We start from the raw sequence: 24,489 nt of genomic DNA on the forward strand, positions 1-24,489 counted from the left end.
GGGGCGGGCTTGGCCGCCGTGGCGGTATGGGCGGGCCTCCTCGGAGGCCTGGCCGGATGCACCGGGAACGGCGGCTCCCCGATCGAGATCCAGCTGCCCGGCAAACCCCGGTCACCGGACGAGGCGATCAGGATCACCCCCGACGACAACGCCAAGGGGGTGCCGGCCGAGGGCCCGCTGACGGTCACCGTGCCCGAGGGCCGGCTGGAGCGCGTCGTGGTCACCAAGGTGGAGGACGCCCAGCAGGAGAAGGTGCCCGGCGCCATCGCCGTCGACGGGCTCAGCTGGAGTCCCGACCCAAGGGCGGGCCGGCTCGCGCTCGCGGCCAAGTACACCGTGGACGCGGTCGCGCTCGACGGGCACAACCGCCGCCAGGCCCGGCACACCACCTTCACCACCTACGTTCCCGAGGAGCGGTTCATCGGCTACTTCAAGCCCGAGAACCGCTCGACCGTCGGCACCGGCATGATCATCTCCTTCGGGTTCAGCCGGTCCATCGAACGCCGCGCCGACGTGGAGCGGGCGATCACGATCACCTCCGACCCGGCCGTGGAGGTGGTGGGCCACTGGTTCGGCGACGAGCGCCTCGACTTCCGGCCCAAGACGTACTGGAAGCCCGGCACCGAGGTCACGGTCAAGCTGGACCTCCGGGACGTCGAGGGCGCCGCCGGCTCCTACGGCATCCAGGACAAGACCCTGCGCTTCACCGTCGGCCGCTCCCAGATCTCCACCGTCGACGCGGCCGCGCACACCATGGAGGTCCGGCGCGACGGCGAGCTGCTGTCCACCGTGCCGATCACCGCCGGGGCGCCGAAGAACATGACCTACAACGGGAAGATGGTGGTGATGGAGCTCTTCGACGTCACCCGGATGAACGGGCAGACCGTCGGGTTCGGCGGCGAGTACGACATCCCCGACGTCCCCCACGCCATGCGCCTCACCCGCTCCGGGACCTTCCTGCACGGCAACTACTGGGCCAGCCCCGACACCTTCGGATCCACCAACGTCAGCCACGGCTGCATCGGACTGCGCGACGACAAGGGCGGCGGCTCGGACACCCCGGCAGGCTGGTTCTTCGACCGGACGCTGGTCGGCGACGTCGTGGAGGTCGTGAACTCGCAGGACAAGACGGTCGCTCCGGACAACGGGCTGGGCGGCTGGAACATGTCCTGGCCGGCCTGGGTCGCGGGATCCGCGCTCGGCTGACCCGCCGTCACCTGCCGCTCCCCTCACCCAACACCCCAGTCGAGTGATTGTCGTACCGGAATGCCGTAGCGGGGGAGTGTCGGTCCGCCCGGCTCGCCGGAGCCCGCCGCCAGCCTGTACGGGCCCACCCGCACGCGGCGGCAGGCAACGGACGGAGCGTCATGTCAGCAAGGAAGTGGACCCTCGGGCCCCTGGGGCTCGCCCTCGGGGCCGTACTGGCCGCAGGCGCCCCGGCGGCCCTGGCGGCGCCGGCCGCACCGGGCCCCGGCGGGCAGCCGCCGGCGCCGACCCGGGAGTCGGCGGCCCTGCGGGCCCCGCTGCCGGGCGGGCTGGGCCCCTGCCTGGGGTCCCGGTGTCCCGACCCGTTCCCGCCGATCGAGGTCGGCACGGACCCCAACGGCTACGACGAGGGCATCAACATCTTCGTCGGTGCCGACTTCCTCGTCCGCGAGCGCGCCGCCGAGGCCGAGGGCAAGGTCGTCGTCCTCGGCAGCTTCGACCAGAACAAGAACCTGGCGGCCGGGGCGGGAGCCGGGTACAACATCGGCATCGTCGGGGCGGGATCGCTGGTACGCCCCCCGGCCGGGTCGGACTTCCTCACCACCGGCCGCGACGTCATCGTCGCCGCGAACCAGCGGCTGATCTCCGACGGCGGCGTCGTCCGCCACGCGGGCACCGCACCCGGCCCCGGCACGGTCACCGGCCCCCTGGTGGCCGACCCGGCCGCGGTCACCCCGTACGCCGGCCTGCGCGACCAGCTCACCTCGGCCAGCCGGTGCTACGCCCGGGTCGACGGCAGCCCGCGCCCGGCGACGGGCACCGCCGTCAACCGGGACGGCTTCACCGTCTTCACCGGGGACGACACCTCCCGGCTCCAGGTCTTCAACGTGGACTTCGACATGGCGGGCGCGACCGGCGGCGCCATCGGCATCCGCTTCGACCGGATCCCGGCCGGCGCCACCGTCCTCGTCAACGTCCTGGGCGCCGCCCGCACGCTCAACACCTTCAGCGGCAGCATCGTCGACACCGGCCCGGGCGCCGACGCGTGGAACGGCTACCGCACCCGGCTGCTGTGGAACTTCCCGGACGCCACCGAGGTCCAGCTCACCGGCAGCGGGCAGTTCCAGGGCAGCGTGCTGGTCGGCGAGCAGGCCTCGCGCACCACCGTCACCCTGCCCGGGACCAACGGCCGCTTCTTCACCACCGGCGAGCTCGTCCACACCAGCGGCCGGGGCGGCGGCCAGGAGTTCCACGCGTACCCCTTCGACGGGGACCTGCCCGACTGCGGGAACACGGGCCCGGTCACGGGCGCCGTCTCCGTCGTCAAGCGGGACGACGCGGACAACCCGCTGGCCGGAGCCGCGTACGAGCTGTGGCAGGAGACCAACGGCACCCCCGGAGCCCAGTTCGCGAGCCCCGGCGGGGACACCAAGGTCGCCGACTGCGTGACCCCGGCGAGCGGCATCTGCTCCCGCACCGTCCCGCTCGGCACGTACTACTGGCGCGAGACGCAGGCTCCGGACGGCTACCAGCTCGCGGAGAACCCCGTCGTCGAACTGACGCTGACCGAGCGGAACGCCGCCGCGGGCGCGAGCGCGAACATGAGCAACGCGAAGCTTCCGGGCAGCGCCGAGGTGGTGCTGCGCAAGTCCGACGCGGACGGCGGGGCGCTGCTGGCGGGCGCCCGCTTCGAGCTGTGGCGCGAGGACAACGACCGTACGGGCCTGCAGACCGACGGAACGGTCCCCGACGAGCAGCTCGCCGGGTCCTGCACCACCGACGCGCAGGGAAGCTGCACGGTCCAGCTTCCGGTCGGTGAGCGGTACTACTGGCGGGAGACGCAGGCACCGGCCGGCTACGACCTGCCGGCGGACCCGGTCACACCGTTCGACCTCGACGAGGGCCACGTGGCGACGGGCCTCGTCGTCGGCGTCACGGACGAGCGGACCGAGGAGCCCGACTACGAGGGGTCGATCGAGGTCCTGAAGAAGGACGCGAAGACGAAGCGCCCGCTGCGCGGGGCGGTCTTCGAGGTGTGGAAGGAGACCAACAGCACCCGCGGCCTCCAGACGCGCGGCATCAACCCGGACCGCAAGGTGACGACGGGCTGCGCGACCGACCGGGCCGGGGTGTGCTCGTTCCCGGGCCTGGACGAGGGCTGGTACTACGTGGTCGAAACGGCCGTGCCGGAGGGCTACGTCCTCCCGCGCAACCGGGTCACGGGTCCGCTCCACCTGGACGGAACCACCCCGGACCACCGCCTGGTGGTCAGCCTGGAGAACAAGCGCGACGACCACGGCAAGGGCGGTAAGGGCGGCAAGGACAAGGGCAAGGGCCCGAAGCCGCGGCCGGGCGCATAGGCCGGGCGAAGCGGCCGCCGCGTAGGCCGCCCGGGTGGGCCGGTGACCCTGCCGGCCCACCCGGCGCGCCGGGGCCGGGCGGGTCCGGTTGGCTCGGAGCCGACGGCCCGGCCGGCGGGCGCGAGGAGGACCGCATGCGCACAGGGGACGCGGCAGGCGCGATAGGCGCGATCGGCAGGGCGGCCGCAACGGCCGCGATCCTCGCGGCGGCCGCCCTCGCCCCGCCGCCCGCGGCAGCGGCGGCCCCGGCCGCATCCCCGGCCCCGGCCGCGGAGGCGGAGGCGTGTACCGCCGGGACCGGGCCCTACCAGCGCGAGCTGGAAGACCACGTGGGCCGGACGGCCGACGGAACGCAGGACGCCGGGGACTGCGAGGCGATCCGCACCTTCCAGCGGGCCTACGGGATCCGGCCCGCCGGCGGCTACGCCGGGCTGGTCACCTTCCGGACCATGGTCGCGGTCGCCGCGCGGGCGAACCCCAACGCCGACGGCGACTGCCCGGTCCGTCCGCACCGGGTGACCTGTGTGGACCTGGAGCGCCAGCTCCTGTGGGTGCAGCGCGACCGCAAGGTGGTCTTCGCGCCCGTCCCCGTCCGTACCGGACGCGACGACGACGAGACCCGTACCGGCATGCACGAGGTCTACTGGCGCAGCGTGGACCACGAGTCCACGCTCTACGACAACTCCCCGATGCCGTACGCCCAGTTCTTCGACGGGGGCCAGGCCCTCCACGGCCGCCACGGCGACCTGTACGCCCACGGCGGCTCGGCCGGCTGCGTCAACCTCTCCGTCCCCGACGCGCGGCGGCTGTGGGACCTGCTCACCGAGGGCGACGCCGTCTACGTCTGGGGCACCAAGCCCGGCACGGAGGGCTGACTCCCGGCGGGCCGACCACTCTTGGGACGGAACGGTGACACGACCGTACTGTCTCGTGATCCCCCATGTGATTTCCTGGCGATAAGCGCGCGACTGTCCGTGCGCGGGGGACATGGGGAGAACGATCGTGAACCTGCAGCCGATACGCGGGCGCGCCCGCACCGGCCTGCCGGCCCTTCTGCTGGGCGCGGCCCTGCTGTTCACCAGCGCGTGCAGCGGTGGCGGAAACGGGGGCGGTGCCGGCGGGAGCGGTGGCGGAGACGGAGGTACCGGCACGACCGGTACCGAGGCGTCGAAGGCCGTCGTGAGCGTCAAGCCGGACGACGGGGCCAAGGAGGTCGCGACCAGCGGCATCCTCAAGATAACCAGCACCGGCGGCAAGCTCACCACGGTGACGGTCGCCGACACCAAGGGCAACGCGGTGGAGGGCAAGCTCGCCGAGGACGGCGCGAGCTGGGAGCCCGCCCGCAACCTCGCCTCCGCCACCGAGTACAAGGTGCACGCGGTCGCCAAGGACGAGGCCGGGCGCGAGTCCGCGAAGGACACCACCTTCACCACGCTGACGCCCGCCAACACCTTCATCGGCCAGTACACCCCCGAGGACGGATCGACGGTCGGCGTGGGCATGCCGGTCTCGATCAACTTCTCCCGGGGCATCACCAACCCCGAGGCCGTCGAGAAGGCCATCACGGTGACGGCCGAGCCGGCCGTCCCGATCGAGGGCCACTGGTTCGGCAACGACCGCCTGGACTTCCGCCCCGAGAAGTACTGGGCCGCCGGCACCAAGGTCACCCTGAAGCTCGAACTCGACGGGGTCGAAGGACGCCCGGGCGTCTACGGCAAGCAGACCCGTACGGTCAGCTTCAAGATCGGCCGCTCCCAGGTCACCACGGTCGACGCCGGCAGCAAGCAGATGCAGGTGGTCCGTGACGGCCAGGTGCTCAAGAACGTCCCGATCACCGCGGGCGCCCCGTCGACGACCACGTACAACGGTCAGATGGTCATCAGCGAGAAGTACAAGGTGACCCGGATGAACGGCGCCACCGTCGGCTTCGGCGGGGAGTACGACATCTCCGACGTCCCGCACGCGATGCGTCTGACCACCTCCGGCACCTTCGTCCACGGCAACTACTGGGCCTCGTCCGGCACGTTCGGCTCCGAGAACGTCAGCCACGGCTGCGTCGGCCTGAAGGACGTCCGCGGCGCCGGTGACGGCGGTCAGCCGGCCGCCTGGTTCTTCAACGAGTCGCTGATCGGCGACGTGGTCATCGTGAAGAACTCCAAGGACAAGATCGTCGCCCCCGACAACGGCCTCAACGGCTGGAACATGGACTGGGCCGAGTGGATCAAGTAGACCCGTTCCCTGCGTAGTTCATCGCGTGCACGGAGACCCGTGCCGGTGGCCCGGTGCTGTGACCCACAGCACCGGGCCACCCGGCGTTAACCGGCGCTAACCTTCCCGTATGACCATCTCTCTCGAAGTCTCCGAAGGCGTCGGCGTCATCCGGCTGGACCGGCCGCCCATGAACGCCCTGGACATCGCCACCCAGGACCGGCTGCGCGAGCTCGCCGTGGAGGCGACCGACCGGGCCGACGTCCGCACCGTCGTCATCTACGGCGGCGAGAAGGTGTTCGCGGCCGGCGCGGACATCAAGGAGATGCAGACGATGGACCACGCGGCCATGGTCGCGCGGTCCCGCGGACTGCAGGACGCCTTCACCGCCGTGGCCCGGATCCCCAAGCCCGTGGTCGCGGCCGTCACCGGCTACGCCCTGGGCGGCGGCTGCGAGCTGGCCCTGTGCGCGGACTACCGGATCGCCGGCGACAACGCGAAGCTCGGCCAGCCCGAGATCCTGCTCGGCCTGATCCCCGGCGCGGGCGGTACCCAGCGGCTGTCCCGGCTGATCGGCCCCTCGAAGGCCAAGGACCTCATCTTCACCGGCCGCATGGTCAAGGCCGACGAGGCGCTGGCCCTCGGCCTCGTGGACCGCGTCGTACCGGCGGCCGAGGTGTACGAGCAGGCGTACGCGTGGGCCGCGAAGCTGGCGCAGGGCCCGGCCCTCGCGCTGCGCGCCGCCAAGGAGTGCGTGGACGCGGGGCTGGAGGCCGACATCGACACCGGGCTGACCATCGAACGGGGCTGGTTCGCGGGCCTGTTCGCCACCGAGGACCGCGAGCGCGGGATGCGCAGCTTCGTCGAGGAGGGGCCGGGGAAGGCCAAGTTCCTTTAGGGCGACCCTGCGAGTCCTCCCTGTGGGTGGATTAGCCAGGCCTTAAGGCAGCCTTAAGGACTGCCCGTGATCCACTCTGGGTGACGAAGGTTTCGCGGTGCGTCACCCCAGGTCAGGGTGGGTGCGGCGATCCCCGGGTTGCCGATTGCATATGCCAAGACGGCCCCTCGGAATCCACGATCCCGGGGGGTCTTTTCCTGCGGAACGGCCCGAACGGCCGTACCGGCCCTCCATGATGGGTGCATGGCGGGTCTGGAGGGTGTGGAACAGCCGCGGCAGCGCAGCAGCGCTTCCGCCGTACGGCTCACGGCGGCCCTGGAGGACGAACTGGGCCTCAAGGCACTGGAGTTGTACGGGAATCCGGCCGAGGCGGAAGTGACCTTGCCGTCGATGCCGGAGTCGGCGAGCACCGCCCGGCGGCTCACGCAGTGCGTGGTCGTACGCCTGTGGGGGCTCTCGCCGCAGATCGCCGAGCACACGGTCCTGCTGGTCTCGGAGCTGGTGGGCAACGCCGTCCGTCACACGGGGGCGCGCTCCTTCGGTTTACGGATGCTCAGGCGGCGCGGCTGGATCCGGGTGGAGGTGCGCGATCCCTCGCGCGGGCTGCCCTGCCTGATGCCGGTCCACGAGATGGACACCACCGGCCGGGGGCTGTTCCTCGTCGACAAGCTCTCGGACCGCTGGGGCGCGGACCTGCTCCCGCGCGGAAAGATCACCTGGTTCGAGATGCGGGTGGCCGACCGCTGAGCGCGGCCCCCCGAACGCCAGAAACCCCCTGTCGCCGTTGTGGGGCGCTGCGGGGGTTTCATGGGTGTGCCGAGGATCGAAGGGGGTGTGATCCTCGGCAGGGACTTCGCTCGGGTCAACGGGAAGCCGTGGTTCCGACTATGGCAGACGAGGGACCAAATGCCAAAAGTCCCAAGTTGGACATAAGTGTGCATATCCTAAGACTTTCTACCTAAATCTTAGGTGAGATGGGCCACGGGCCTCGTAAACAGTGAATGAATATCCACCGCTGTGAGTGAATCGTTGATCACATAACGGACAGTGGTCGGGTGGCACTGGTTCGGCCGAAGGGCCTGAATTGGGTCAATCAATACCTACACGGGCATCCACCCCTTAAATGGGCTGGTGCTCTGCTACCCGGACCGCCGATCCGCTCTCCGTGCCGGCGCGGCGGTCGCCGCCGGCGCCCTCACCGCCGCCTGCGGCACGGACGCCCGCACCGCCCCCGGGCCTTCCGCCCCCGGGCCTTCCGCGCCCGGGCCTTCCGCGCCCGGGCCTTCCGCTTCCGGGACGGCCCCCGCAGGCCCCGCGGGCCCGGCGAAGGCCGCCCCGGACAAACCGGCGGCCCCGGCCAAGGCGGCCCCCGCCCCGCGCCGGTTCGCCGGCCAGCCCGTGGAGATCGGGCACGGCCCCCGCGGCCGGCCCGGCGTCGCGCTCACCTTCCACGGCAACGGCGACCCCGCCATCGCCAGGGCGGTGCTCGCCGAGGCGGAGCGGGCGGGCGCGCGGGTCACCGTACTGGCCATCGGCGCCTGGCTCGACGCCCACCCGGAGATGGCCCGCCGGATCCTCGACGGAGGCCACGAGCTCGGCAACCACACCCAGCGCCACCTCGCGATCAACGCCATGCCCGAGGCGCAGGCGTACGCCGAGATCACCGGATGCGCCGACCGGCTCAAGCGGCTGACCGGGTCCATCGGGACCTGGTTCCGCCCGTCCCAGACCCAGTACGCCACCCCGCTGGTACGAAAACTGGCCCAGCGGGCGGGCTACCCGCACGTCCTGTCGTACGACGTGGACTCCCTCGACTTCACCTCGCCCGGTGCGGCGGCCGTCATCCGCACCGTCACCGGCACGATCCAAGGCGGATCAGTGGTGAGCCTGCACTTCGGCTACGCGGACACGGTCGACGCGATGCCACCCCTCCTCGAAGAACTCGCACGCCTCAAACTGCGCGCGGTGACCACCACGGAGCTGCTGACCCCATGACGACCACCCGCCTTCCCCGGAAGGCCACCGCGTTGCTGGCCGGTCTGGTCCTCGCCGCCCTGGCCGGCTGCGGATCGACCGACAAGGGACCCGCCGAGGCCCTCGGCACGAAGGGGCCCGCCGCGCCCGTCAAGGCCGTACCGGCCGCACCCCCGGGCCTGGCCGGAATGCCGCCGCTCCTCGATCCCAACGACGTGTACGCTGCCGACCGGCCGAACAAGCTCTCCCCGGTGGTCAAGGACTTCCCGTCCCGCGTCTACGTGCCGAACACCACCTCCAACACGGTGTCCGTCATCGACCCGGTGACGTACAAGGTCATCGACACCATCCCCGTCGGCATCCAGCCCCAGCACGTGGTCCCCTCCTGGGACATGAAGACCCTCTGGGTCAACAACAACCGGGGCCACACGCTCACCCCGATCAACCCCGCCACCGGCGAGGCCGGCAAGCCCGTCGAGGTGCACGACCCGTACAACCTGTACTTCACGCCCAACGGCAAGTACGCGGTGGTCATGGCCTCGATGGACAAGGAACTGGTCTTCCGCGATCCGCACACGATGGACCGCGTGAAAACCGTCCCGGTGACCTGTTTCGGCGTCAATCACGCGGACTTCTCCGCGGACGGCCGCTACTTCATCGTGAGCTGCGAGTTCTCCGGTGAACTGCTCAAGGTCGACACCGAGAAGATGGAGGTCGTCGCCCAGCAGAAGCTGCCCTTCGAGGGCGCGATGCCGCAGGACGTCAAGGTCTCGCCGGACGGAAAGACCTTCTACGTCGCGGACATGATGGCGCACGGCATGTGGGTGCTCGGCGGCGACAAGTTCGAGACCCCCAAGCTGCTGCCCACCGGAAAGGGCTGCCACGGCCTGTACGTCAGCCGGGACTCCAAGGAGATGTACGTCTCCAACCGGGGCGAAGGCTCCGTCTCCGTCTTCGACTTCACGCAGAACAAGCTGACGAAGAAGTGGGAACTGCCCGAAGGCGGCAGCCCCGACATGGGCGGGGTGTCCGCCGACGGCAAGGTGCTGTGGCTCTCGGGCCGCTACAACTCCGAGGTGTACGCCATCGACACCACCACCGGCAAGCAGCTCGCCAAGATCCCGGTGGGCGGCGGACCGCACGGCCTCGCCGTCTACCCGCAGCCCGGCCGCTACTCGCTCGGCCACACCGGCATCTTCCGGTAGGACGCGAACGGGAAACGACCGTGCCCCGGGAACTCGCACAGCTCCCGGGGCACGGTCGACCGCTCACCGACGCCTCCTCACCAGGCGACGGGGAGCCGCTCGGGAAGCCGCTTGATGAAGCCGGTCCGCCAGACGAGGTTCTCCGCCGGCGCCGCGAGACGCAGCTCGGGCAGCCGCTCGACCAGCACCTCCAGCGCGATCTCGGCGTGCGCCCGGCCCAGCGCGGAAGCCGGGCAGAAGTGCCGGCCGGCGCCGAAGGCGAGGTTGGCGTTGGAGCTCTCGCGCCCCAGGTCCAGCTCGTCGGGGTTCTCGAAGGCCTCCGGGTCGAAGTTGGCCCCCTCCAGCAGGACCAGGACCAGCTCGCCCTCCTTGACCAGCACGTCGCCGACCTGGATGTCCGCCATCGCCAGCCGCGGCAGGCCGTCGCCCACGGACAGGTTCCAGCGGAGCAGTTCGTCCACGGCCTTGCCCATGCGCTCCGGGTGCTCGCGCAGGTACCCGATGAGCTCGGGCTTCTGGAGCAGTGCCAGGACCGCCAGGGTCAGGAACGCGGAGGTGGAGACGGCGCCGGCTCCGAAGAGCGAGACGGCGACGGTCGCGAACATGTCGTCGGTGAGGTGCGCCGACTCCGGGTCGGCCTCCTTGAGCTCGGCGAACTTGCCGAGGAGCCCCGTACGCTCCTCGGCAGGCAGGGCGAGCTGGAGCTTCAGCTGCTCCTCGAAGTAGCCGACGTCCTTGTACCAGTTGAGCGCGGAGTCGGCGAACGGCTCGCGCGCGGTCATGAACGCGACGTCCAGCCCCGACATCAGCCGCCGCCAGTCCTCGAACGGCACGCCCAGCACCTGGCAGTGCATCGCCGCCGAGAAGGGGTCGGCGAACCCGGCCCGCAGGTCGGCGGGCCCCCCTTCGGCGACGAGCTGGTCGACGAGCTCGCCGGCCTGCGCGCGCAGCCGGTCCTGGAGCCCCTTCTGGCGCGGGTTGAGCGCCTTCATGACCGCGTTGCGCAGTCCGGCGCTGTTGATGTTGCCCATGTTGTTGACGACCTCGGGCGGGATCGTCAGCGCGTACTGGCGCGGGACCCCGGCGTTGGCGGTGTCCTTGAGGCTGAAGCGCTCGTCCTCCAGCACCTGCTTGGCCAGCGCGTAGCTGCTCACCAGCCAGGCCGGGTCCCCGGTGAGGGTGCGGACCTTCGCGACCGGCGCCTTCTCGCGCAGCCAGGTGCACTCCTCGGGGAGCACGTCACCGCGCCGCGAGAGGGGGAAGTCGATGAGGGGCTCGGCGGTCTGTCCGGTGCCCTCAAGCTGCTCGACGCTCATCGACGGTCCCTTCGGTTGGTGCGGTGTTCGCGTGCGCGTTCGGGTCGTTCGGGTTGCTCTGCGCGCTCTCGGCCGGCTCGGGCCGTACCACGGCGTATGCCTGGTTCCTCGTCGCGCGCAGTCCCCCACCGCGCGCGAAGAGGAGATCGGTCATCGGCATCTTGACGTGGTAGGCCGCCACGGAGGACGGCACGTCGAGAATGCTCGGGGTGTCGATGAAGAACGGCAGCTCCGCCGACATGTAATCGAAACAGACCTGCAACTGCGCGTCGGTGATGGATTCACCTTCCGGCAACTTGGAGCCGACAAAATGCAGGGCCATTTCCTCGCAGCCCTTGCGGAATCCGTCGTCGGTCTCCAGGAAATGAAGTACGCGCCGGTGCAGAAGTTGGTAGACGGGGTTCGTCTGGAACTCCGAAAGTGCCCTCACTCGAATCTCGGTGTGCGGAGGTCCTGATTCCTCCACACCCTTGAGAATCCGTCGCCGGACTGCCTTGATTTCCTTCGTCGCACGCTTCTCCGCGTGTTCCCGGGTGTAGCCGAAGGCGGCGAACATCCTGTCCACGTGGAGGTCTGCGTAGACGAAGTCGACCTGTGCGAAGCGGGTCGTGGCCCATCGGGTGAGGCTGGATATGCGCTCGGAGCTGAAGTAGCTGTTTCCAGGACTCACTCCGATGAGCACATGGTCGCCGTCTTCCCAGATGTGGTGGCAAGTACGGGTGAAGGGCAGAACTTCGAATGATGCGTCAGCTGTGATCGTCACCTGTGTGATCGCCCTTGTTGCCGCTTGTCCCTGGGAGCCCTGCGCTCCCGGTGTGGCGGCAATGTCGCAACGTTATGCCGTGATGCCGGAGCGTGACAAGTCGGGGCTTGAATTGTTGGCTGGAATTATCGCTTCCGCACTACGGAAGAGTAATTGAATATCTATCTGCCGCTCGAACGGGACCCGGGGAGTGAGGGGGCCGGGCGTGCCGCTACCCTGAGCCGGTCAACAAGCACCAAGAAGGGGTGGACCCAGTGGCGGACATCGAGAGCGCACGGACGACGTTCGGCAAGTTCGACGTGAACGGTGACGGCTTCGTGACGGCCGACGAGTTCCGTTCGGCGATGGCGGAGATGGGCGACCCGTTCGTCACCGGCCCCGTCGCGGAGGCCGTGATCGCCGCCAAGGACTCGAACGACGACGGCCTGCTCAGCTTCGACGAGTTCTGGGACTCCCTGAAGAAGTAAGCCCCCGCGCCGCCCCCTGGCCCGCTGCCGGGCCGGGGGTGGTGCGCGTCAGGCCTGCCGCGGCCCGGAGGCCATGGCCTCCACCTCGGCGAGGGCCTCCTCCAGCCAGCGCAGCCAGAAGGTCTCCAGGCCGGTTCCCGCGTGCAGCACGACCCGCCGCAGCCGGTCCTCGTCGGAGTCCCGCCCGGCCGGGAAGTCCTTCTCCTCGATCCCCTCGTACACGGCCAACTGGGCCCGGTGCAGCTCCAGATGGCGCCGGAGCTCCGCGGCCAGCCCCTGCGGCCCCACCACCGCGGCCGCCCGGATGCGCAGCAGCAGGGGATCCCGCGCCGGCTTGGGATCCTGACGCTCCCCGACCCACCGCGCCAGCTCGCCGCTGCCGGCGGGCAGCACCTCGTACTCCTTCTTCTGTCCCCGTACGGGCCCCTCGCTGGGCAGCGCCCGGATCAGCCCGGCCTCCTCCAGCCGGCCCAGCTCGCGGTAGATCTGCTGGTGCGTCGCGGACCAGAAGTACCCGATCGACTTGTCGAACCGCCGCGTCAACTCCAGCCCCGACGAGGGCTTCTCGAGCAGTGCGGTGAGGATGGCGTGCGGGAGCGACATGCCGCCATCCTAGGTTTGCGGGAGCGCCAGGACCGCTATCCCGTTCCGCACGGCGACCGCCAGACGGGTTCCGTCGGGATGCAGGGCCGCGACCGGCGTCGGCACGTGGGTGAGCAGTGTCCCGGCGGTGAACCCGAGCCGGCTCCGGCACAGCCACCGTTCCCCGGCGGCGGACCACACACCGATCCCCTGCGGGCCGAGGGCCACCGGGTCCTCCTCAGCAGGAGGGCCTTGGTGCCGCGCTCGACGTAGACCACGGTCCAGCGCCCCGAAGGGGAGCAGACGGCGCGGTCGAAGCGGTAGGCCAGCGGGGGGTGGACCTCGTGCTCCCGGCCGTCGGGGGCCCACCGGCGCAGGCCGCCGACGGGGGCGACCCGGTCGTCGCCGTCCCAGAAGAGGGAATTCACCTCGGACGTCGCCGCGAGTATGCGCACCCGGATGAACCTACCTACCGTTCCTAATCAGTGAGCAGGAGTGGGCCTTGGACCCACGTCCTGGCACTGCGCGCATTCCGAACGGTTTTGGATGCACTGGTCGCCCGCGTTCCTCGTGTGGTCCCCGTTCGGGCACGTGCATCGTGTGCACGTTCCGTGACGGGTGGGCGGGTTTCCTCACGGCCTCGGGTACCAGGGTCGGCCTGGACGGTCCGATGCCCCGCAGCATCACTCCGGTGCTGTGGGGGCGGTGCCGTCCGTCGCCGGATCGGGTGCCCGAGGGCGCGTCGCCCGATCGCGATACCGGCGGCATCGTGACGGGACATCTTGCGGCGCGGGGTGGCCAGTGGCTTTTGCCAGTGCTGGGCGCCCCACTGGGAGGTGTAGGCCGGATCGACCGCGACGATCGACAGACCGGCGTCGGCGGCCATGGAGACGAGCCGGGCTTTCAACTTGCCGGTGGGGATACCGGAGATGACCTGCGGGAACCGTTTCTTGCGGCCGCGTTTCTCGCGGGTCTTCTCGGTGGTGAAGTCGAGGTCCTCGATCGCGATGGCGGCGACACCGCAGCGCTTGGCCCAGTGCAGGACTTGGGTGATGGCGTGCCGGATCTGCGCGTCCCGGTGGTCAGCCGACCCGCTGAGGTCGTAGGAGAAGCGGTGTGGCTCGCCCATCGGATTGCCGTCAGCATCGAGACGGTAGGCGGCGAAGTGATCGGCGTTCGTATCCACGCCGATCGTGCCGGTCGCGCGGGCGACAGCGAGCGGGATCGTCTGGATGACGGGGCGCTGCCAGGAGGCGGTCAGGTACCAGCGCCTGCGGGGTACGTCGTAGTGGATGCGGTAGGCGACGGCCCGATTCCCCTCGATACGGTCCCGCCATGCGGCGCCCCGGTGCGCGAACGCGATGCGGGAGGTCAGGACGTACCGGCCATGGCGGGCGTTGGCCAGGGACGCGAGCGGCGCGGGCAGCTTGATCGACACTTCGCCGTCGGGCGAGATGCGAATGGTCTCGTTGCCGTACCGCTTGCCCGACTCGCCGTCAGCGGCCAGGAACCAGCGCTCCGCCTCCCAGCGCTGTCGCCACTCGTCTACGGTGAGCTGCGCCTTGGCCAGATGGTGCCGGGTGTTGAGGAGGCGCCGGCCGCCGCGCACGACGTGCACGACACCGTTCTCACGGTCGGCGCGGGCCGTGTCGAGACGGTGCTCCAGGATGTGCAGACGCCGTGTCTTGTGGAACCACTCGCCCTTCGAGTGGTATCCGCCTGCCGCCCGCTTGGTGCCCTTCTCCCCGATGGGCTGGGACAGGCGGTGCACCAGTGTGCGGACACCGGCCTCAAGGTTTTGGATGTAAGCGAGCTGACAACGCCGGGAGAGCGCCCACTGATCGTGGGTGGCCTTCGTGATCGACCCGGCCCAGCGGGACGACGATGCGGCGGTCAGGCCCTGCTTACGCACCGCCCACCTCTGCGCGTCGTGGTCGTTGCCATCCGCGCAGCGGGCCGCCAGGTCGAGGGAGGCCGGACGCCCCAGGTGTTCGCCGATCAATCGCAACACCTTCCCGTCCTCAGCGCTGAGGTTCTTGAGACGATCACGTATCGCGACACCAGACGGGCCCAACGCCACGAACGGAGGATCGATGGTGCGTAACTGCTTGTTCTTCGGCTGCTCAGTCATCGGCAGCCGCCGCTTCCAGAGCCTTCGTCGCCCGGTTCTTCGCAGATCGGCGACCGTACAGGCGGGCACAGAACGAGGTCAGAACCTCAACCGTGTCCTGCACCAGGTCGTCTTCGACTTCGATTTGGTTCAGGACCACCAGGCGGCGGCCGGTCGCGGACAGGGCGGCTTCGACGAGTTCGACGTTCATCCGGCCGAGGCGGTCTTTGTGCTCGACCACCACAGTGGTCACCGCGGGGTCGGCCAGCAGACGACGCGACCGGCAACGTGCCCTCACGGAACCAGCGATACGCGGTCTGCGGATGCACACCCTGCGCCTTCGCCCACTCCTTGAGGTTCATACCACCCGACCGTAACGACATTCACCCAAATGCACCATCACTCACAAGAGTTAACCAAAGGGCCAACAGTGGCCGACCCCCAGTCGGCCAGCGCCTGCGGATTACGGGGTCCCGGGGCATCCGCGTCGAGCAGCCCCCGCGCCCGCAGGAAGGCCGTCACCGCCGGGGACCAGGCCGGCCGCAGGCCCGCCGAGGTGAGGAGGGGCGGGTCCGAGAGGAGGGGCTCGGCCGGACCGAAGCGGATGCCCGCCGGGGTCAGGACCGCCGCGTCGTCGGCCCAGCGGACCGCCAGGTCCACGTCGTGGGTGGCCATGACCACCGTCGTGCCGGAGGCGCGGAGCCCCGCGAGGACGTCGAGGAGCCGTTCCTGGCCGTCCGGGTCCAGGCCGGCCGTCGGCTCGTCCAGGATCAGCACCCGCGGAGCCATCGCCACCGCCCCCGCGATCGCCGCGCGCTTGCGCTGGCCGTAGGAGAGCAGGTGCGTGGGGCGGTCCCGGAGAGGTGTGATGTCCAGCGCGGCGAGGGCGGCGTCCACGCGGGCGCGGACGTCCGGAGCGGGGAGCCCCAGGTTCATCGGGCCGAAGGACACGTCCTGTTCGACCGAGGCCGCGAACAACTGGTCGTCGGGATCCTGCACCACCAACTGGACGGACGTGCGCAGCCGGGTCAGGCCGGCCCGGTCGTACGAGACCTCCGTGCCGTCCAGCCACAGCGATCCCGGACCGGGCCGCAGCCCGCCGCTCAGCAGCCGCATCAGCGTGGTCTTGCCGCTGCCGTTGCGGCCCAGCAGGGCCAGCGCCCGGCCCGGCGCGATGGCGAAGTCGACGCCGGTCAGGACCGCCGGGCCGTCCTCGTAGGCGTAGCCCGCGCCGGACAGTTCCACCACCGGGTTCATCGACGGGTTCAGCGACGGATTCAGCGACGGGTTCACGAGGAGAGCCCCTTCAGGGTGAGGGTCAGGGTGATCAGGGCCGCCAGCAGCCCGGCGGTGGCCGTCAGGAAGCGCCACGACAGGGCCGCCTCCGGTACGAGGACCCGCAGCGCCCCGTCGTAGCCGCGTCCGGCCAGCCCCGCCTGGAGCTTGGCCGCGCGGTCGAAGGCCCGTACGAAGGAGGTGGCGGCGAGCCCGGCCAGGGAACGCCACACCGCCGCCCGGCCGGTGTGCCCGAGCCGGGCCGCCTGGGCCCGGCGGACCTGGGCCATGGAGTCGAGCAGCAGGAAGCCGATCCGGTACATGACCAGGGCCACGTCCACCACCGGGGCCGGCACCCCGGCCCGCACCAGCCGGGGCAGCACGTCGGAGACCGGGGTGGTGAAGGCGAACAGCAGCAGTCCGAGCGAGGCCGCCGAGGTGCGCAGCAGCAGTTCGGCGGCGAGCCGGGGGCCGTCGGGGGCCAGGGACACCGGCCCGGCCGGGCCGCCGACCGCGAACAGCAGCGGCACCGCCCCCGTGAAGCAGAAGCCGAGCGGGATCCGGAAGGCCCGCCAGAGCTGCCGGCCGGCCACCCCCGCCGGACCGAGCAGTACGGCGAGGGTGGCGGCGGCCACCAGCGGCCCGCCCGGCCAGGGCGGCAGGCACACGGCGGTGACCGTCAGCCCGATCCCGAGCAGGGCCTTCTCCAGCGGGTGCCGGCCGCGCCAGCGACTGCTGTGCGCGGCCACGTCGATCGGCAGCACCCGCCTACGCCTCCGGGGCGGCGGCGGCAGCGGCGGCCGCCCCCTGGCGGCGGCCCTTGCGGACGCCGAAGTAGTACGCGAGCACGCCCGCGCCCAGGGCCGCCTGCAAGGCGAACAGTGCGGACTCGATCTCGGCTGAGGGGGGTTCGTAGAGGGGGGAGAACCAGGGCTCGTAATCCGGCTTCAGCTCGGTGATCGCCGCTTCCGCCTGCGCGTCGGCGCCGGTGAAGGGCTCCTCCTTGCCCTCGCCCAGCCCCAGGGCGATCGGCAGGACGGCCAGCGCCGCGACCAGGAGCAGCAGCAGGGTGTTGATCTTCGCGCTCTTGGACATCCCGCTCATCGGGCCGCCGCCTTCTCTTCGGTACGGCCGGGGGTCAGCTTCGCGACGCCCAGCCGGATCAGGTCCGACTTGCTCGACGCCATCAGCAGCCGCATCACCAGGACGGTCAGCAGCCCCTCGCTCACGGCCAGCGGTATCTGGGTGACCGCGAAGATCCCCCCGAACTTCGCGAGCGCGCCCGCGAATCCGGAGGCCGGGTCCGGGAAGGCCATGGCGAGCTGCAGGCTGGTGAGCAGTAGGTGACCAGGTCGGCGAAGAAGGCGCCGAAGAACACGGTCACCATCAGCGGGAGTTCGAACTTCCGCAGCAGGCGGTAGACGGCGTAGCCCGCCCACGGGCCGGCGACGGCCATCGAGAAGACGTTGGCGCCGAGGGTGGTGAGCCCGCCGTGGGCCAGCAGCAGGGCCTGGAACAGCAGGGTGATCGTGCCGAGCACCGCCATGATCGGCGGCCGGAACAGGATCGCCCCGAGCCCGGTGCCCGTGGGGTGTGAGCAACTGCCCGTCACCGACGGAATCTTCAGGGCGGACAGGACGAAGGTGAAGGCTCCGGCCGCACCGAGCAGCAGCGTGCTCTCGGGGTTGGCCTTCACTTCGCGGGTGAGCGAGCGGACGCCGTGGACGACGAAGGGGGCGGACGCGGCGCCCCAGGCGACCGCGTGCAAAGGGGGCAGGAACCCCTCGGCTATATGCATGGGTAGGGAGACCTCTCCAGCACCTCGTGGATGGACAACGCGCCCCGGCCGGTCTCCTGGCTCACGGGTTGACGTCCATGCTCCGCCTTCCCGGGCAGCGCGGAACCTCCCGCGCAGCCCAGTGGCTTTCCCGCAGGAGTGGAGCCGGACTTCCCGATCACAGTGGCGAGGGCCGCACCGGTTTCCCACCGGTTTCCCGAACACCAAGGCCCGCTGACCCTAGTCGGCCGCGCGGACCGGTAACAACCCGCCCCGATCGCGCCGCACGTCGACCGGATTCCGCTTGGGCGTCACTCCCTGTGTCCGTGACGCTGCGATCAGCCTCAATGACCCCGACCGAGAGGGGAGTTCCGCGCCTCCGTGACCGCGGGGAGCAGCTGCCCCGCGCCGCCGCGCTGTTCCGGCCGTGCTGTCTCACCGGTGCGATCCGGACGCGGAGGCCGGACGCGGAGGCCGGCGGCGGGCCCGCTCGCCCGGACGGCCGATCGGGAGCCCGGACGGGCGCGGCCCGGTGGCGGTCCCACCGGGCCCCGGCGAGGCTGGGCGCGTGGCTACCGACACCGCGCACGCCTTCGATTACTCCGACCTCACCGCCGTGTACGTCAACTGCACGCTCAAGCGATCGCCCGAGCCCAGCAACACCGAGGGCCTGATCGACAAGAGCCGCGCGGTGATGGAGGCCGCCGGGGTCCGGACCTCGCTCATCCGGGCCGTCGACCACGACATCGCCACCGGTGTCTGGCCCGATATGACCGACCACGGCTGGGAGAGCGATCAGTGGCCGGTGCTCTACAGCCAGATCATGGACGCCGACATCCTCGTGCTGTGCGGCCCGATCTGGCTCGGGGACAACAGCTCGGTGATGAAGCAGGTCGTCGAGCGGCTCTACGCCTGCTCCTCGATCCTGAACGAGCGGGGCCAGTACGCCTATTACGGGCGCGTGGGCGGGGCGCTGATCACCGGCAACGAGGACGGCGTCAAGCACTGCGCCATGAACGTCCTCTACAGCCTCCAGCACCTCGGCTACGCGATCCCCCCGCAGGCCGACGCCGGATGGATCGGCGAAGCCGGACCGGGGCCGTCGTACCTGGACCCCGGATCCGGCGGACCCGAGAACGATTTCACCAACCGGAACACGGCCTTCATGAGCTGGAACCTCATGCACCTGGCGGCCCTGCTCAAGCGGTCCGGCGGGATGCCGGCGCACGGCAACCAGCGCTCCCTGTGGGACGCGGGCTGCCGCTTCGACTTCCCGAACCCCGAGCACCGGTAGGCCCCGGTCCCGCCGGGGTGCTCAGCAGACGTTCGGGTGCGCGATGTCCAGGACGAAGCGCTCCGGGGAGTGCAGCGCGAACGAGGTGTAGGCGGGCTTGGTGTCGAAGGCGGCGCCGAAGGTGACGTACCCCTCGTAGTCGCCGGTCAGGGCGAGGCCCTTCAGCTTGGGCAGGTAGATCTTGAGGAGCTTGGGCCCGAGGTAGACGTTGTTGCCCGCGTCGTCGTGTCCGGCGGCGGGGTTCAGGCGGATCTCCAGGAAGTACCGCCCGGCCAGCGGGACGGGCTTGCCGGACCCGTCGTAGACCAGGGACGGGACGGGGGTGACGGTGACCTCGGGTACGTATCCCTGCAGGTCGATGACCACGCGGTCGTACGTGCAGTGCCCGCCCCAGCGGGCATTGACGACGAGCGGAGTGGGCGGGACGGCGGTGGCGGTCGTTGGTGCGGCGGAGGCCGGTGCGGCGAAGGCGAGCATGGCGGTGAGCAGTGCGCCCAACCCCAGTGCGATGGCCTGCCGGCGGCGTGGACGGATCATGGCGTCCCCTCGATTCCGAGAGACGGGGAACGGTGTCATCCGTGGAGACGCGTCCGGTACGGCCGTGGTTGCACCGGGTTCAGCTGGGCAGGAGGGCGCTCAGTTCGGCGTCGAGGTCGTAGTGCCGGTGTTCCTGGCCGCGCGGCACCAGCTCGGTCAACCGGCGGCACAGCTCCCGTACGTCCTTGGCCCGGGCGGACACCACGCACGACTGCTCGCCGTTGCTGAAGGCGAGGAAGATCCGCGGCTCGGTCCCCCTCCAGCGCGGCCACACCTGTATGTCGCCCTCGCCGGTGGCGCAGATCTGGCCGTCGAGCAGCAGCTCCCGGGAGAAGACCCAGTGCGCGAGGTGCATCCCGGCCCCCTCGAAGTCGAGGGAGATCTCGTAGGGCCGCGCGGTGCGGTACACGAAGACGCCCCGCACCGGGACGGGCGCGGGCGCGGTCTCCAGACGGAGTGCGAGGACGCGGTGTTCGGTGCCGGCCATGCGGGCGCCTCTCTCTCGGGGTGGGGGCTCGGCCGCGCACGCGCGGCATGCCCCCTCGGGCAAGCTAGCCCACCCGCGGGCCGCTTTCCCGCCGCCAAAGGTCCCGTCCGACCGGGCCGCTCGGCCCGACTTCGCCCGACGCGCCGAGCCCCGCCCTCCGGGGGGGAGGGCGGGGCTCGGCGGACGTGCGCGACCGGGGCGGGGGCCCCGGCCGGAACTACGGCAGGGGGTTGTAGATGAAGGACTCGTGCGCGTTGGACTGGCCGATCGCGGTGAAGCCCGAGCCGTTGGCCTGGGCGCCGTTGTTCTGGTTGGAGGCGCCGAAGCCCGAGGCGACCTGCTGGGCGGTGGAGGAGTTCCCGAGGTTGCTGCCGCCGACCCCGCTGCCGAGGATGCCGGCGAGGGCCGCGTTCGACGCGGTCCCGGCCGCACCGGCCCCGTTGTCGGCCTGGGCGACGCCCGACAGGAGCGCGAAGGCGAAGGGGAGCGATGCGACGGCCGCCATCACGCGGATGCTGCGGGTGCTTGCCATGATTCAAGTCCTCCAGTTGAGCAAAACGGCTGTGGTCCACGACGGTTGGCCGAACCGCCGGGGGTGTGGACGTGACGTCGTGCCCCCACCTTGGCGCAGGTGATCATCAAGAAACCAGCTCAGACCGCCTTGTTCCCCCTCAAGCGTGATCAACTTCCCGCCAAACCTCATATACCCCCCAATCCCGAACGAAGTTACTGGCGTAACCCACCTGCCCGACGCGGGAACGACAAGGGCCCCGGCGCAATGCGCCGGGGCCCGAATCGGTCGGACGGTTCAGAGGGCGGGGGTCAGCACTCGATGACGTTGACCGCCAGGCCGCCGCGGGCGGTCTCCTTGTACTTGACCTTCATGTCGGCGCCCGTCTCCTTCATGGTCTTGATGACCTTGTCGAGGGAGACCTTGTGGGTGCCGTCGCCGCGCATCGCCATCTTGGCCGCGGTGACGGCCTTGACCGCCGCCATGCCGTTGCGCTCGATGCACGGGATCTGGACGAGCCCGCCGACCGGGTCGCAGGTCAGGCCGAGGTTGTGCTCCATGCCGATCTCGGCCGCGTTCTCGACCTGCTCCGGGGTGCCGCCCAGGACCTCGGCCAGCGCGCCGGCCGCCATCGAGCAGGCCGAGCCGACCTCGCCCTGGCAGCCGACCTCGGCGCCGGAGATGGAGGCGTTCTCCTTGAAGAGCATGCCGATCGCGCCCGCGGCGAGGAGGAAGCGGACCACGCCGTCCTCGTCGGCACCCGGCACGAAGTTCATGTAGTAGTGCAGGACGGCGGGCAGCACCCCGGCCGCGCCGTTGGTGGGCGCGGTGACGACGCGGCCGCCGGCCGCGTTCTCCTCGTTGACCGCCATCGCGTAGATGGTCGCCCACTCGCTGCGGTGCATCATCGGGTCGCCCTCGGTGCGCAGCTGGCGCGCCGTGGAGGCGGCCCGGCGCTTGACCCGCAGGCCGCCGGGGAGGATGCCCTCGCGGGACATGCCGCGCGAGACGCAGGACTGCATGACGCGCCAGATCTCCAGCAGGCCCTCGCGGATCTCGTCCTCGGTGCGCCAGGCCTTCTCGTTCTCCAGCATCATCGAGGAGATCGACAGGCCGGTCTCGTTCGCGAGGCGGAGCATCTCGTCGCCGCTGCGGAAGGGGTACTTCAGCGGGGTGTCGTCGAGCTTGATCCGGTCCTCGCCGACCGCGTCCTCGTCCACGACGAAGCCGCCGCCGACCGAGTAGTAGGTCTTCTCCAGCAGCGGGGTGCCCGCCTCGTCGTACGCGAAGAGCGTCATGCCGTTCGCGTGGTACGGGAGCGAGCGCCGGCGGTGCAGGATCAGCTGGTTCGGCTCGTCGAAGGCGATCTCGTGGCCATCGCCTATCTCCGTGCCCAGCAGGCGCAGGCGGCCCGTCTGGCGGATGCGCTCGACCTCGGCGTCGGCGGTCTCCACGTTCACGGTGCGGGGGGAGTGGCCCTCCAGGCCCAGCAGGACCGCCTTGGGGGTGCCGTGGCCGTGCCCGGTGGCACCGAGCGAGCCGAAGAGCTCGGCGCGGACCGAGGCGGTCTGGGCGAGGACGCCGTCCTTCTTGAGCCTGGTCACGAACATGCGCGCGGCGCGCATCGGTCCGACGGTGTGGGAGGAAGAGGGACCGATGCCGATCGAGAAGAGATCGAAGACGGAGATGGCCACGGTTGCGGACTCCTATGTCTGCTCGTGGGTGGGAAGCGTGGGCAGGAGGGGTTGATCGGGGTGATGATCGGGGTGATCTGCGGATTTTGTCCGGCAGCCGAGCTTAACGCGGTGAGGTGAACGGCTCGGCCGCCGGACGGGTCGGGAAGGGGGCGCTCAGGCGTGGGTCAGTTCGCGCTCCCGTGTGCCGGCCGCGTCGGCCGCCTCGGCGGGGGCGTCCAGGACCGGGTCGGGGCCCGGCAGGCCCGCGCGGTGGGCCTTGACCCCGGACCGTACGGCCCAGAAGTAGAAGCCCAGGGCCGAGAGGCCCACGAGGGCGATGTCCACGCCGCCCGGGATGAACCCGTAGCCGCCGAACTCGGTGCTGCCGAGCGCGGACAGCGTGCCCAGCCACAGCAGGAAGGCGATCATCCACCAGGCCGGGGCGAACTGCCTGGCCAGGTCCTTCTCGCCCTTGCGCTTGAGCACGACGGCCGCGATCGGGGCGGCGACCAGGGTGAGCAGCACCACCTTGCCGGTGTCCGGCCACTTGGACCAGTACAGGGCGCAGGCGGCGAAGGCGAAGGTGATCGGGCAGAGGATCCCGGCCGCCGGCAGTCGGAACGGGCGCGGCAGCTCGGGCTTGGTCGTGCGGAAGACGCCGACCGCGATCGGGCCGATGAGGTACGAGACCACCATCGCGGCGGAGACCACGCTGGCCAGGGCCTCCCAGCTGTGGCCGACGGTGACCAGCAGCAGGACCGAGAAGCCGAGGTTCAGCCACATCGCGGGACGCGCGGTGCCGTACTTCGGGTGGACCTCGCGGATCTTCTTCGGGAAGAAGCCGGTGTCCGCGAGGTTCTGCGCCATGTACGAGGCCGAGGCGACGTTGCCGATGTTGGCTCCGGACGGGGAGATGAAGGCGCCGAACTGGAGCATCGTGACGACCCAGTGCAGCATCAGCATCTTGGCGAGGTCGGCGAACGGCGAGGAGAAGTTGACGCCGCTCCAGCCGCCGGCCTCGGCCAGCTTCTCCGGCGGCACACCGCCGATGAAGGCGATCTGCAGGGCCAGGTAGATCACCAGGCCGAGGGAGAGCGCGCCGACCAGGGCCAGCGGAATGGCGCGGCCCGGGTTCTTGGCGGCGCCGCCGAGGTTGACGACGGCCTGGAAGCCGTTGAAGGCGAAGACCACCCCGGAGGTGGTGACGGCGGTCATCACCGCGGACCAGCCGTTGGGCGCGAAGCCGCCGTGGTCGGTGAAGTTGCCGGTGTGGAAGCCGGAGGCGATCAGGGCGATCACGGCGAGCACCGGGATGGCGAACTTGACCAGGGTGAGGAGGTTGTTCGCCTTGGCGAGCAGCGCGACCGACCAGTAGCAGGCCAGCCACAGCGCCACGGTCAGGAACAGTGCCATCGCCATGCCGGAGGTCGTCAGGCCGCCGTTCTCGACCAGGCCCTTGGCCCAGCCGAAGTTCCAGGAGGACATGTACTGCGTACCGGCGATGGACTCGATCGGGATCAGTGCGGCGATGGCGATCCAGACCGCCCAGCCGGTGATGAAGCCCAGCACCGGCCCGTGCGAGATGGTGCCGAAGCGGGCCATCGAGCCGGGCAGCGGGTAGGCGGCGCCCACCTCCGCGTAGGACATGGCGATCATGCCGATGAAGACGGCACCGATGACCCAGGCGATGATCGCCGCGGGCCCCGCGACCGCGGCCGCCTGGCCCGCCCCGAAGAGCCATCCCGATCCGAAGATCGAGCCGAGCCCGATCATGATCAGGGCGAAGAGACTGAGTCCCTTCTTGTTCGCTGCGCTCATGTCCATGGGGTGTGCTGTCCGTCCT

The 24,489-nt window shown here is 70.6% G+C and carries 23 protein-coding genes, 2 pseudogenes and 1 riboswitch; of the genes and pseudogenes, 10 read left to right on the forward strand and 15 right to left on the reverse strand.

Annotation, left to right across the window (positions count from 1 at the left end; translation table 11 throughout):
* The first annotated feature begins 9 nt into the window (after window positions 1-9).
* The 8 genes from AC6CKD_RS04655 (at window position 10) to AC6CKD_RS04690 (ending at window position 9,851) form a co-directional block, all read left to right on the forward strand.
* Window positions 10-1,206 carry a L,D-transpeptidase gene (locus tag AC6CKD_RS04655; RefSeq protein ID WP_498325271.1) on the forward strand — a complete coding sequence of 399 codons (1,197 nt, stop codon included), beginning with the start codon at window positions 10-12 and terminating at the stop codon, window positions 1,204-1,206.
* A gap of 161 nt (window positions 1,207-1,367) precedes the next feature.
* Window positions 1,368-3,566, forward strand: a complete 2,199-nt coding sequence (locus AC6CKD_RS04660) for a choice-of-anchor A family protein (RefSeq protein ID WP_498325272.1) — start codon at window positions 1,368-1,370, stop codon at window positions 3,564-3,566.
* Window positions 3,567-3,700: 134 nt separating this feature from the next.
* On the forward strand, window positions 3,701-4,441 hold the full coding sequence (locus AC6CKD_RS04665) for a L,D-transpeptidase (RefSeq protein WP_498325273.1): 741 nt from the start codon (window positions 3,701-3,703) through the stop codon (window positions 4,439-4,441).
* A 112-nt stretch (window positions 4,442-4,553) separates the two neighbouring features.
* Complete coding sequence (locus AC6CKD_RS04670; protein ID WP_498325274.1) at window positions 4,554-5,795, forward strand: L,D-transpeptidase; 1,242 nt, start codon at window positions 4,554-4,556, stop codon at window positions 5,793-5,795.
* 109 nt (window positions 5,796-5,904) lie between these two features.
* On the forward strand, window positions 5,905-6,672 hold the full coding sequence (locus AC6CKD_RS04675; protein ID WP_478685996.1) for an enoyl-CoA hydratase/isomerase family protein: 768 nt from the start codon (window positions 5,905-5,907) through the stop codon (window positions 6,670-6,672).
* A 243-nt stretch (window positions 6,673-6,915) separates the two neighbouring features.
* On the forward strand, window positions 6,916-7,419 hold the full coding sequence (locus tag AC6CKD_RS04680; RefSeq protein ID WP_254384318.1) for an ATP-binding protein: 504 nt from the start codon (window positions 6,916-6,918) through the stop codon (window positions 7,417-7,419).
* 384 nt (window positions 7,420-7,803) lie between these two features.
* A complete protein-coding gene (locus tag AC6CKD_RS04685; RefSeq protein WP_498325275.1) occupies window positions 7,804-8,667 on the forward strand; it encodes a polysaccharide deacetylase family protein in 864 nt (287 codons plus the stop codon).
* Window positions 8,664-9,851 carry a YncE family protein gene (locus AC6CKD_RS04690; protein ID WP_498325276.1) on the forward strand — a complete coding sequence of 396 codons (1,188 nt, stop codon included), beginning with the start codon at window positions 8,664-8,666 and terminating at the stop codon, window positions 9,849-9,851. Before AC6CKD_RS04685 ends, AC6CKD_RS04690 begins: the two co-directional genes overlap by 4 nt.
* Window positions 9,852-9,928: 77 nt before the next feature.
* On the opposite strand, the gene AC6CKD_RS04695 is transcribed toward AC6CKD_RS04690, so the two are convergent.
* A complete protein-coding gene (locus AC6CKD_RS04695) occupies window positions 9,929-11,167 on the reverse strand; it encodes a cytochrome P450 (RefSeq protein WP_498325277.1) in 1,239 nt (412 codons plus the stop codon).
* Window positions 11,148-11,930: a tRNA-dependent cyclodipeptide synthase gene (locus AC6CKD_RS04700; protein WP_498325279.1), complete on the reverse strand. Its 783-nt coding sequence runs from the start codon at window positions 11,928-11,930 to the stop codon at window positions 11,148-11,150. The genes AC6CKD_RS04695 and AC6CKD_RS04700 overlap by 20 nt, the downstream gene beginning before the upstream one ends.
* Before the next feature lie 254 nt (window positions 11,931-12,184).
* On the opposite strand from AC6CKD_RS04700, the gene AC6CKD_RS04705 reads away from it, so the two are divergent.
* Window positions 12,185-12,397, forward strand: coding sequence for an EF-hand domain-containing protein (locus AC6CKD_RS04705; RefSeq protein WP_478686002.1), 213 nt, complete (start codon window positions 12,185-12,187; stop codon window positions 12,395-12,397).
* Window positions 12,398-12,445: 48 nt separating this feature from the next.
* On the opposite strand, the gene AC6CKD_RS04710 is transcribed toward AC6CKD_RS04705, so the two are convergent.
* The 8 genes and pseudogenes from AC6CKD_RS04710 to AC6CKD_RS04745 form a co-directional block, all read right to left on the reverse strand.
* Complete coding sequence (locus tag AC6CKD_RS04710) at window positions 12,446-13,000, reverse strand: PadR family transcriptional regulator (protein ID WP_498325281.1); 555 nt, start codon at window positions 12,998-13,000, stop codon at window positions 12,446-12,448.
* Between the two features lie 9 nt (window positions 13,001-13,009).
* Window positions 13,010-13,207 carry a hypothetical protein gene (locus AC6CKD_RS04715; RefSeq protein ID WP_498325283.1) on the reverse strand — a complete coding sequence of 66 codons (198 nt, stop codon included), beginning with the start codon at window positions 13,205-13,207 and terminating at the stop codon, window positions 13,010-13,012.
* A gap of 250 nt (window positions 13,208-13,457) precedes the next feature.
* Entirely contained in the window at window positions 13,458-15,110 is a 1,653-nt protein-coding gene (locus AC6CKD_RS04720; protein WP_498325284.1) for a nuclease/transposase family protein, read from the reverse strand.
* Window positions 15,103-15,378: pseudogene (locus AC6CKD_RS04725) on the reverse strand (recombinase family protein); the annotation flags it as partial. The pseudogene AC6CKD_RS04725 and the gene AC6CKD_RS04720, both read right to left, overlap by 8 nt.
* A 110-nt stretch (window positions 15,379-15,488) precedes the next feature.
* Window positions 15,489-16,346, reverse strand: coding sequence for an energy-coupling factor ABC transporter ATP-binding protein (locus AC6CKD_RS04730; RefSeq protein WP_498325446.1), 858 nt, complete (start codon window positions 16,344-16,346; stop codon window positions 15,489-15,491).
* 32 nt (window positions 16,347-16,378) lie between these two features.
* Window positions 16,379-17,128: a cobalt ECF transporter T component CbiQ gene (gene cbiQ, locus AC6CKD_RS04735; RefSeq protein WP_498325285.1), complete on the reverse strand. Its 750-nt coding sequence runs from the start codon at window positions 17,126-17,128 to the stop codon at window positions 16,379-16,381.
* 4 nt (window positions 17,129-17,132) lie between these two features.
* Window positions 17,133-17,468, reverse strand: a complete 336-nt coding sequence (locus tag AC6CKD_RS04740) for an energy-coupling factor ABC transporter substrate-binding protein (protein ID WP_498325286.1) — start codon at window positions 17,466-17,468, stop codon at window positions 17,133-17,135.
* A pseudogene (locus AC6CKD_RS04745) lies at window positions 17,465-18,162 on the reverse strand (energy-coupling factor ABC transporter permease). Before AC6CKD_RS04745 ends, AC6CKD_RS04740 begins: the two are co-directional and overlap by 4 nt.
* 29 nt (window positions 18,163-18,191) lie before the next feature.
* Window positions 18,192-18,385: riboswitch (cobalamin riboswitch) on the reverse strand.
* Window positions 18,386-18,709: 324 nt separating this feature from the next.
* On the opposite strand from AC6CKD_RS04745, the gene AC6CKD_RS04750 reads away from it, so the two are divergent.
* Window positions 18,710-19,435 (forward strand): flavodoxin family protein, encoded by a 726-nt coding sequence (locus AC6CKD_RS04750; protein WP_498325287.1) that lies wholly within the window; start codon window positions 18,710-18,712, stop codon window positions 19,433-19,435.
* A gap of 21 nt (window positions 19,436-19,456) precedes the next feature.
* On the opposite strand, the gene AC6CKD_RS04755 is transcribed toward AC6CKD_RS04750, so the two are convergent.
* The 5 genes from AC6CKD_RS04755 to AC6CKD_RS04775 all read right to left on the reverse strand — a co-directional run bounded on the left by AC6CKD_RS04755 (window position 19,457) and on the right by AC6CKD_RS04775 (window position 24,470).
* The gene (locus tag AC6CKD_RS04755) at window positions 19,457-19,972 is read right to left on the reverse strand and encodes an AMIN-like domain-containing (lipo)protein (RefSeq protein WP_498325288.1); all 516 of its coding nucleotides are present in this window, start codon (window positions 19,970-19,972) and stop codon (window positions 19,457-19,459) included.
* Window positions 19,973-20,051: 79 nt separating this feature from the next.
* Window positions 20,052-20,459, reverse strand: a complete 408-nt coding sequence (locus tag AC6CKD_RS04760) for an SsgA family sporulation/cell division regulator (protein ID WP_498325289.1) — start codon at window positions 20,457-20,459, stop codon at window positions 20,052-20,054.
* Window positions 20,460-20,676: 217 nt separating this feature from the next.
* Window positions 20,677-20,991: a hypothetical protein gene (locus AC6CKD_RS04765; protein ID WP_498325291.1), complete on the reverse strand. Its 315-nt coding sequence runs from the start codon at window positions 20,989-20,991 to the stop codon at window positions 20,677-20,679.
* A gap of 290 nt (window positions 20,992-21,281) precedes the next feature.
* The gene (locus tag AC6CKD_RS04770; protein ID WP_498325292.1) at window positions 21,282-22,664 is read right to left on the reverse strand and encodes an L-serine ammonia-lyase; all 1,383 of its coding nucleotides are present in this window, start codon (window positions 22,662-22,664) and stop codon (window positions 21,282-21,284) included.
* Between the two features lie 156 nt (window positions 22,665-22,820).
* Window positions 22,821-24,470 (reverse strand): APC family permease, encoded by a 1,650-nt coding sequence (locus AC6CKD_RS04775; RefSeq protein ID WP_498325293.1) that lies wholly within the window; start codon window positions 24,468-24,470, stop codon window positions 22,821-22,823.
* Window positions 24,471-24,489 lie beyond the last annotated feature (19 nt).

Source organism: Streptomyces sp. GQ60 (assembly GCF_059758875.1).

Coding starts and splice junctions, on each gene's coding strand:
- AC6CKD_RS04720 (WP_498325284.1), bottom strand. CDS start 15,110: ATGACTGAGCAGCCGAAGAACAAGCAGTTACGCACCATCGATCCTCCG.
- AC6CKD_RS04680 (WP_254384318.1), top strand. CDS start 6,916: ATGGCGGGTCTGGAGGGTGTGGAACAGCCGCGGCAGCGCAGCAGCGCT.
- AC6CKD_RS04760 (WP_498325289.1), bottom strand. CDS start 20,459: ATGGCCGGCACCGAACACCGCGTCCTCGCACTCCGTCTGGAGACCGCG.
- AC6CKD_RS04690 (WP_498325276.1), top strand. CDS start 8,664: ATGACGACCACCCGCCTTCCCCGGAAGGCCACCGCGTTGCTGGCCGGT.
- AC6CKD_RS04695 (WP_498325277.1), bottom strand. CDS start 11,167: ATGAGCGTCGAGCAGCTTGAGGGCACCGGACAGACCGCCGAGCCCCTC.
- AC6CKD_RS04755 (WP_498325288.1), bottom strand. CDS start 19,972: ATGATCCGTCCACGCCGCCGGCAGGCCATCGCACTGGGGTTGGGCGCA.
- AC6CKD_RS04670 (WP_498325274.1), top strand. CDS start 4,554: ATGGGGAGAACGATCGTGAACCTGCAGCCGATACGCGGGCGCGCCCGC.
- AC6CKD_RS04660 (WP_498325272.1), top strand. CDS start 1,368: ATGTCAGCAAGGAAGTGGACCCTCGGGCCCCTGGGGCTCGCCCTCGGG.
- AC6CKD_RS04675 (WP_478685996.1), top strand. CDS start 5,905: ATGACCATCTCTCTCGAAGTCTCCGAAGGCGTCGGCGTCATCCGGCTG.
- AC6CKD_RS04710 (WP_498325281.1), bottom strand. CDS start 13,000: ATGTCGCTCCCGCACGCCATCCTCACCGCACTGCTCGAGAAGCCCTCG.
- AC6CKD_RS04740 (WP_498325286.1), bottom strand. CDS start 17,468: ATGAGCGGGATGTCCAAGAGCGCGAAGATCAACACCCTGCTGCTGCTC.
- AC6CKD_RS04775 (WP_498325293.1), bottom strand. CDS start 24,470: ATGGACATGAGCGCAGCGAACAAGAAGGGACTCAGTCTCTTCGCCCTG.
- AC6CKD_RS04665 (WP_498325273.1), top strand. CDS start 3,701: ATGCGCACAGGGGACGCGGCAGGCGCGATAGGCGCGATCGGCAGGGCG.
- AC6CKD_RS04730 (WP_498325446.1), bottom strand. CDS start 16,346: ATGAACCCGGTGGTGGAACTGTCCGGCGCGGGCTACGCCTACGAGGAC.
- AC6CKD_RS04765 (WP_498325291.1), bottom strand. CDS start 20,991: ATGGCAAGCACCCGCAGCATCCGCGTGATGGCGGCCGTCGCATCGCTC.